The following is a 312-nucleotide window of genomic DNA, read 5'->3' as shown; positions in this document are numbered from 1 at the left end:
ATCGTCGTCGGCATCGTCGTCCTCGTGAACCAGCTCGAGGGCAACCTGCTCCAGCCCGTCCTGATGGGCAAGACGCTCAAGCTGCACGGCCTCGTCATCCTGATCGGCCTGACCGCCGGCACGGTGCTCGCGGGCATCACCGGCGCGATCATCTCGGTGCCGCTGCTCGCCGCCGCGTGGGGCGTCGTGCAGGTGTGGGACGGGCCCGACAAGCCGGCGCGCCCGTGGCGGCAGAAGCGCGTGGAGTCCGCCGAGGCGCGCTGACGCGCGCGGCGGCTTTCCGCCGCGTGTTCGACGTTCCGCCAGTCGATC

Annotated in this window: 1 protein-coding gene; it reads left to right on the top strand. The window is 71.8% G+C overall.

The window, feature by feature from the left end; all coding sequences use genetic code 11:
- The coding region (locus BIV03_RS05160) for an AI-2E family transporter (RefSeq protein WP_139201864.1) at window positions 1-264 on the top strand (264 nt) is incomplete at its 5' end.
- Window positions 265-312: the final 48 nt, after the last annotated feature.

This window comes from Curtobacterium sp. MCBA15_016 (assembly GCF_001865105.1).
Taxonomy (GTDB): Bacteria; Actinomycetota; Actinomycetes; order Actinomycetales; family Microbacteriaceae; genus Curtobacterium.
The sequence above is the reverse complement of the archived record's forward strand: the minus strand, read 5'-3'. Positions and strand labels throughout refer to the sequence as shown.